Origin of the sequence: Lactiplantibacillus dongliensis (assembly GCF_005405105.1) — a bacterium.
GTDB lineage: Bacteria > Bacillota > Bacilli > Lactobacillales > Lactobacillaceae > Lactiplantibacillus > Lactiplantibacillus dongliensis.
Genome location: NZ_BJDK01000064.1, coordinates 1 through 4,924, shown reverse-complemented (window position 1 = coordinate 4,924; position 4,924 = coordinate 1). Strand labels below are relative to the sequence as shown.

The 4,924-nt window shown below is 44.3% G+C and carries 4 protein-coding genes; all 4 read right to left on the bottom strand.

Annotated elements, in window-relative coordinates:
• Positions 1-90: 90 nt before the first annotated feature.
• Positions 91-1,422, bottom strand: coding sequence for a D-alanyl-D-alanine carboxypeptidase family protein (locus tag FFM80_RS14355; RefSeq protein WP_137641416.1), 1,332 nt, complete (start codon positions 1,420-1,422; stop codon positions 91-93).
• A gap of 64 nt (positions 1,423-1,486) precedes the next feature.
• Positions 1,487-2,647 (bottom strand): sensor histidine kinase, encoded by a 1,161-nt coding sequence (locus FFM80_RS14350; protein WP_137641415.1) that lies wholly within the window; start codon positions 2,645-2,647, stop codon positions 1,487-1,489.
• A 15-nt stretch (positions 2,648-2,662) separates the two neighbouring features.
• A complete protein-coding gene (croR, locus tag FFM80_RS14345; protein ID WP_137607648.1) occupies positions 2,663-3,352 on the bottom strand; it encodes a response regulator transcription factor CroR in 690 nt (229 codons plus the stop codon).
• Between the two features lie 194 nt (positions 3,353-3,546).
• A complete protein-coding gene (gene guaB / locus FFM80_RS14340) occupies positions 3,547-4,698 on the bottom strand; it encodes an IMP dehydrogenase (protein WP_137641414.1) in 1,152 nt (383 codons plus the stop codon).
• Positions 4,699-4,924 lie beyond the last annotated feature (226 nt).

The following is a 4,924-nucleotide window of genomic DNA, read 5'->3' as shown; positions in this document are numbered from 1 at the left end:
GGCACAGTCCAACTAGTCCCCACATCCCAAAACCACAAAAAAACGAGACCAGAATTAACTTCCAGTCTCGTCTCAATAAACTTCAACCTATTAGAACCAACTCTTAATTCCACGCCACATTCTGACGAAGATATTAGCCTTTTCAACTGATTTGTTTGGGGTTAAGTTAACTTGCATCGACTTGCTCTTGGTCCCATTTACGACTGAGATCGCAGTCTTGCCTAAACTCAAGTTAGCTGTACCAACAGTTTTGCCTTTGGTCAATGGTGCTTGCAACTTGTGATTAGTTGTTGCCGCTTTAGTCAAGCTAGCCGTCCCTTTAACACTCGATGCATCGGTCCCAGTTGGCAAATAAATCTTAGTACTGTCACTGTTTGAAACTAACTTCGTTGTTAAAGTTTTCCCATCTTGAACTGCCACGGCTTTGACACCATTGATGGCCTTAGCTTTATCTAAAGTCGTGGTTGTGTAATTATGATAGACATATGACATAATCTGCGCCGTTTGAGTAAAGCGTTCGGTGCCATTATCACTAGCCGAACCAGCATGCATCACAACGGTAATGATCCGGTTACCATTACCGAACTTAACCGTCCCAGTAAAGGCATTCCCAGCTTTAGTCGACGTCCCAGTCTTTAATCCATCAACAGGTAACGCTGAATAATGCTTCACTAACCCTTTCAACATAAAGTTACGGTTATCCATCTTGGTTTCAGAACTCGTCCCCTTGGCAAACCAAGCATGGGCAATGCTAGATGTCTTTAAGACTTCTGGGTATTTGGATAATAGTTTTTGGGCAACAGTTGCTACGTCTTGAGCCGACATTTCGTTTTCTGCATTAGCAGCTTCACTGCTATAGCCGATTTCACTACCGACTTCTTTGTTGGTCAACCCACTGGCGTTGATAATCGTCGCATCGGTAATCCCAAATGATTTGGCCGTCTGACGCATTAATTGCACGAACTTATGCGGCGTCCCGGCAACCGCATCACCTAAAGCGGTAATTGCGGCGTTAGCGGAATAAATTTCAGTGGCATTATATAATTGCCGAACCGAATAAGTCTTCGTTGATAATAATGGCACATTCGCATAATCCTTATTCTGACTCATCTTAGCGACGGCCTTGCTAACACTGATCTTTTGATCCCAAGATAACTTGCCTTCGTGGATGGCCTTCAACACAAGATATGTACTCAACATCTTAGTCATCGAAGCAATCGCCATTGGCTTGTCACTATGCTTGTTATACAAGATCTGACCAGTTGATGCGTCCACAGCAATCGCAGCCTTGGCGGAAATCTTTGGTGTAGTGGCAGCTTGGGCGGTCACGCCGGTCGCCATAATCCCTAGTCCGGTCGACGCCAACGTCACGGCAGCGACTAGACTAATCATGAATTTCTTAAACTTTCCTGCAACTCTCATTTCTCAATTATCCCTTTCCTGAATGCTATCTATAAGTTTAAATAATGCAGCGGTTGGAAACAAGTTAATTCGCAATTTTCTGTTCTTTTTTCGTCAATGGGTGGTCGTGTTTAACCGGTAAATGAATCACAAAGCTGGTTAACGCATCGTCACTTTGCGCATAAATATAGCCGCCATGATGTTGCACAATGCTTTGGGCGATGGCGAGGCCTAAACCTGAGCCACCCGTAGCCTTAGAACGTGATTCTTCTACCCGATAAAAGCGCTCAAATAACATTCCTAGTGAATCGGCCGGAATCCGTTCGCCATCATTGGCCACTCGAATCACAACTTCTTCCCCGCGTTGTTCGGCTTGTAAAATCACTTTATGCGCACCAGTCCCGTATTTAAAGGCATTGGTGATCAAATTATTGAAGACCCGACCTAGCTTCTCGGCATCGGCTTCCAAGTAAATCGGTGCCGTCCCAGTTTCCACCTCAATCTTTAAGTGTTTCTTATTCGCTTCCAGTTCAAAACTAGCGGCCAGCTGTTCCATCATCGCCGTCACATTTAAGCGACTGATCGTCAATGGCGTCTCAGTCTGACGCACCTTCGTATATTCAAATAAATCTTCGACTAATGATTTCATCTGCGTCGCCTTGTTATAGGCAATATGCGTATATTTAACAAGATCTTCTGACGATTGATACTGGTGATTTTCAATCAGACCTAAATACCCAATAATCGATGTTAGTGGGGTCCGAATATCATGACTGACGTTAGTAATCAACGCATCTTTCGACCGTTCAATCTCCCGTTCTTCATCCATCGAATGAATCGCCGAATCAACTAACGCATTGACACTTTCAACGACACGCTGCGTATCCCCCGTCAAGCTGAAGCCAATCCGATGATCAAAATGGCCGGCCGCAATATAATGCAACTCACTAATGATATGCCGCAATTGCATTTGCTTATAGCGGCGGATGAGCCGCCAATATAAGACGATGCCATCCGCAATCAGCATTAACACTACAAACAGATTTTCGTAGCTCCATAATTGATAGTTCGTTGGTCCCAGCTTAATCGACCGTTTAATCTCAAAAATACCATTCTGTAAGCCTGGATTATGCGCAATCGCCTGATTGATTAGGACCACGATCGACAAGTTCAAAAGGAGTAGCAAAATCACGGTTACTACTCCTTCAAAGAACAATTCACTTTTTTCACGTCCAGTTAATTTCAAAAGTAACCCTCACTCTTAGCGTGATTCAATCTTGTACCCAACGCCCCAGACGGTTTGGATCACCTTTTCACCATCAGTCGCTTCTTCGATCTTATCACGCAAGTGACTAACATGAACCATGACCGTTTTAGCTGAGACAATGCTTTCTTGTTGCCAGACCCGTTCAAAAATATCATCAGCCGAAAAGACCCGGTTCGGATGGCTGGCTAATAAGTATAAAATACCAAATTCCAAAGCCGTTAATTGAATATCCTTACCCGTCAACGTCTTTACTTCATGTGAATCTTTATTGATAGTCAATGGTCCGATATCTAGGACGTCTGGTTCCGTGGTCGTGACGTTATTCTCTGACCGCCGTAATAGCGACTTAACCCGCGCCATAATTTCCAACGGATTAAATGGCTTGGTAACATAGTCATCGGCCCCAGTGATTAACCCTTGAATCTTATCCATATCGCCAGTCTTAGCTGATAAGACTAGAATTGGCAACTGGGAGTCTTTACGGACTTCCTTAATGACTTCAATCCCGTCCATTTCAGGCATCATGATATCCAAAATCATTAAGGCAATGTCGGGGTTCGTATTTAATTTCGTCAAGGCTTCCTTACCGTTGTAAGCACTAATTGGCTCGTAGCCTTCGTTTTTAATATAAATTTCTAATAATTGTGCAATCTCTTTGTCGTCATCGACTACTAAAATTTTCATATTTAAATTTCTCCTTAAGTAATTCTGATTCCATTCTACCAAAAACTACCGACAACATGGCGCCCAAAGGCCTTTTTTAGAGAAAACGCAAAGATTAGCTAGCCTGGTAACTTGGACCAGCACTTAATCCACCGTACCAAAAAAGCCGAGAAACTAGGTTCCTCGACTTATCAGTGATCATTTAATTTATTAGACTACCCGTTGACAGAATAGTTAGGGGCATTCTTGGTAATTTGAATTTCGTGTGGATGTGATTCACGTAACCCAGCACCCGAAATTTCAACAAACTGAGCATCGTTACTGAGTGCCGTTAAATCTTTGGCCCCAACGTAGCCCATCCCAGAACGTAAGCCACCAAGCATTTGGAAGATAATGTCATCGACACTCCCCTTGAATGGCACGCGGCCTTCGACACCTTCTGGTACTAACTTGTTAGCTTCATTAACGCCACCTTGGAAGTAACGATCAGATGACCCATGGGCTTGTGACATCGCGCCAACGGAACCCATGCCACGGTAGAACTTGTATTGACGACCATCATCAAAGACGATTTCGCCAGGGGCTTCAGTGGTCCCAGCCAACATACTGCCGAGCATAACCGCGTTACCACCAGCAGCTAAGGCCTTAACAATGTCACCAGAATACTTGATCCCGCCATCAGCAATGATTGGCTTACCATATTCACGCGCCACACTCGCAGCATCATAAACAGCTGTCAATTGTGGGACACCAACACCGGCCACGATTCGCGTCGTACAGATTGAACCAGGGCCAATCCCAACTTTAACCACGTCGACCCCAGCTTCAAATAACGCCCGGGTCCCTTCAGCAGTCGCGACGTTCCCGGCAATTAACGTTTGCTTAGGGAAATGGTCGCGAATTTCTTTGACCTTACGTAAAACCCCAGCTGAATGACCGTGCGCTGTATCGATAACAATCGCATCAGCACCAGCGGCAAATAAGGCTTCAGCTCGATCAAAAGTATCACTCGTCACCCCAACGGCAGCGACAGCTAACAGATGGTTGTTAGCGTCAACGGCAGCATGCGGATGGTCAGCGTCTTTTTCAACAGCTTTAACTTTGCTAACTTCAGCAGCTTGAGCATCAATACTCAAGTTCTTATGAATAACCGCTAAACCACCTTGGTTCGCCATCGCGATTCCCATCGCAGACTCTGAAACGGTATCCATGCCCGCGCTAATAATTGGAATATTAAGTTGCAAATTATCAGCAAGCTTGACACCCAGATGAACTTCATTCGGTAAAACATGACTTTCGGCCGGAATTAATAGTACATCATCAAACGTATAACCCTTTTTTCCAAACTTTGTATCCCAATTAGACATTGAACGTTAGCTCCTTGTGATTTTATTTTATCTGTAAAGGTAACAAAACATCCTGATAAATGCAAGCGTATTCGCGCATTTTCAGTGATTTTTCATTTTAAGTAGTGTGCCAAACTCAGACAGCTGCGTCTGCCAGTTGGACTGCTTTCACTCGTCCGCCTTCGCTTTCAATTATGCACTACATTTTGGATTAGTTCAAAGTTCTTGGCGGACGGATTTTCTAGCT

Bases quoted from the DNA above. Each gene is read 5' to 3' on its own strand.
- FFM80_RS14355 (WP_137641416.1), bottom strand. From the start codon at position 1,422: ATGAGAGTTGCAGGAAAGTTTAAGAAATTCATGATTAGTCTAGTCGCT.
- croR (WP_137607648.1), bottom strand. From the start codon at position 3,352: ATGAAAATTTTAGTAGTCGATGACGACAAAGAGATTGCACAATTATTA.
- guaB (WP_137641414.1), bottom strand. From the start codon at position 4,698: ATGTCTAATTGGGATACAAAGTTTGGAAAAAAGGGTTATACGTTTGAT.